Annotated in this window: 1 rRNA gene; it reads right to left on the reverse strand. The window is 45.6% G+C overall.

Annotated elements, in window-relative coordinates:
• Positions 1-52 precede the first annotated feature (52 nt).
• A 23S ribosomal RNA gene (locus tag NH286_RS10560) occupies positions 53-2,623 on the reverse strand; the annotation flags it as partial.

The following is a 2,623-nucleotide window of genomic DNA, read 5'->3' on the forward strand; positions in this document are numbered from 1 at the left end:
TTAAATAGCATCCACTTTTTTGTGGACCCCACCTTAGTGGGAAACAATATTTCCAGTCAAGATATAAAGTATTAGTATCCATTAGCTTAATACATTACTGCACTTACACCTTGGACCTATCAAACGTATTTTCTTTACGTACTCTGAGAAATCTTATCTTGAGGTCTGTTTCGTACTTAGATGCTTTCAGTACTTATCGATTCCATACGTAGCTACCCAGCTATGCTCCTGGCGGAACAACTGGTAGACCATTGGTATGTCCATCCCGGTCCTCTCGTACTAGGGACAGATCCTCTCAAATTTCTTACGCCCACGCTGGATAGGGACCGAACTGTCTCACGACGTTCTGAACCCAGCTCGCGTGCCTCTTTAATGGGCGAACAGCCCAACCCTTGGGACCTACTTCAGCCCCAGGATGAGACGAGCCGACATCGAGGTGCCAAACCTCCCCGTCGATGTGGACTCTTGGGGGAGATAAGCCTGTTATCCCCGGGGTAGCTTTTATCCGTTGAGCGATGGCCCTTCCATGCGGTACCACCGGATCACTAAGTCCGTATTTCTACTCTGCGCAACTTGTAGGTTTTGCAGTTAAGCTCGCTTATGCCTTTGTACTCTTCGAATGGTTTCCGTCCATTCTGAGCGAACCTTTGAACGCCTCCGTTACTTTTTAGGAGGCGACCGCCCCAGTCAAACTGCCCAACTGACAATGTCCGATACCCTGATTCAAGGGTTATCGTTAGAACTTTAATATTAGAAGGTTGGTATCCCAAGGGTGACTCCTCACACACTGGCGTGCATGGTTCATAGTCTCCCAACTATCCTGTACATCTAATCTCAAAGTCCAATATCAGCCTACAGTAAAGCTCCACGGGGTCTTTCCGTCCTAGCGTGGGTAAGTCGCATCTTCACGACTACTACAATTTCACCGGATCCTTTGTTGAGACAGTGCCCAAATCGTTACACCTTTCGTGCGGGTCGGAACTTACCCGACAAGGAATTTCGCTACCTTAGGACCGTTATAGTTACGGCCGCCGTTTACTGGGGCTTAAGTTCGAGCCTTCGCTTGCGCTAAGCCTTCGCCTTAACCTTCCAGCACCGGGCAGGTGTCAGCTCCTATACTTCATCTTACGATTTTGCAGAAACTTGTGTTTTTGGTAAACAGTCGCTTGGGCCTGGTTTCTGTGGCCATATCGCTATGGCTCCCCTTCTCCCGAAGTTACGGGGACATTTTGCCGAGTTCCTTAACAAAGGTTCTTCCGCGCGTCTTGGTATTCTCTACCTCCCTACCTGTGTCGGTTTCGGGTACGGGCGCTTTGGTCTGGATAGTGACTTTTCTTGGCAATTTGAAATCGGCTACTTCTCTACTCATGTTTTCGATACCCATCACAGCCTGATTTTAACAATGTGCGGATTTGCCTACACATTAATCTCACTGCTTGGACTGACTTCCATCTGTCAGCTTAGCTTATCCTCTTGCGTCATCACTTCTCTCTTAACGACTTTAAGCGGTACAGGAATCTAAACCTGTTGTCCATCGCCTACGCCTTTCGGCCTTGGCTTAGGTCCCGACTTACCCTGAGGGGACGAGCCTTGCTCAGGAATCCTTAGGGTTTCGACGGGAGAGATTCTCACTCTCCTTCTCGCTACTCATGCCAGCATTCTCACTTGTATTAAGTCCACCTTTGCTTTCGCTTCTGCTTCTTCCCTAATACAACGCTCCTCTACCACTGATAGAGGTATTAAGTATGCTTGTAAGATAGATTTTACTTGACGTTTAATATTTACAGTTACCAGTTAATTTATTGTAGTTTGACTTACGCTTAGGTTTTTAGACCTACCGTTTATCCTTTTTAGGATTTTGGGTGATTTTTGAATCTTTTCTGATTTTTCTTAGTGAGCGTATGTTAGTTTTGATTTTCTACTCTTTTGTTAACTCTGTTATCTTTAATATTTCCATTCAAGTTTAATTATATACCTTACTTGTATACTTAATTCCTCTATCAATCCGAAGCTTCGGTACTGGATTTGAGCCCCGTTCATTTTCGGCGCAACCCCACTTGACCAGTGAGCTATTACGCATTCTTTAAATGCATGGCTGCTTCTAAGCCAACGTCCTGGTTGTCTTAGTAGGATCACATCCTTTTCCACTTAATCCAGATTTTGGGACCTTAGCTGTCGGTCTGGGCTGTTTCCCTTTCGACTTAGAAGCTTATCCCTCTAAGTCTGACTCCTTGACTTGATTTTTTGGCATTCGGAGTTTGATAGGTTTTGGTACGGTAAACCGCCCTAGACCATTCAGTGCTCTACCTCCTTAAATCTTTCGTCAAAGGCTAGCCCTAAAGCTATTTCGAGGAGAACCAGCTATATCCGAGTTCGTTTGGCTTTTCACCCCTAACCACAACTCATCCGATACGTTTTAAACCGTACCCGGTTCGAGCCTCCAGTGAATTTTACTTCACCTTCACTCTGGTCATGGATAGATCACCCGGTTTCGGGTCTATTCTATTCTACTTTTCGCCCTATTCAGACTCGCTTTCGCTTCGACTTCTGATCTTAAATCATTAATCTTGCAGCTTAGAATAACTCGCTGGCCCATTCTACAAAAGGTACGACATCACACTTT

Source organism: Anaerococcus sp. NML200574 (assembly GCF_026131665.1).
Lineage (GTDB): Bacteria > Bacillota > Clostridia > Tissierellales > Peptoniphilaceae > Anaerococcus > Anaerococcus kampingae.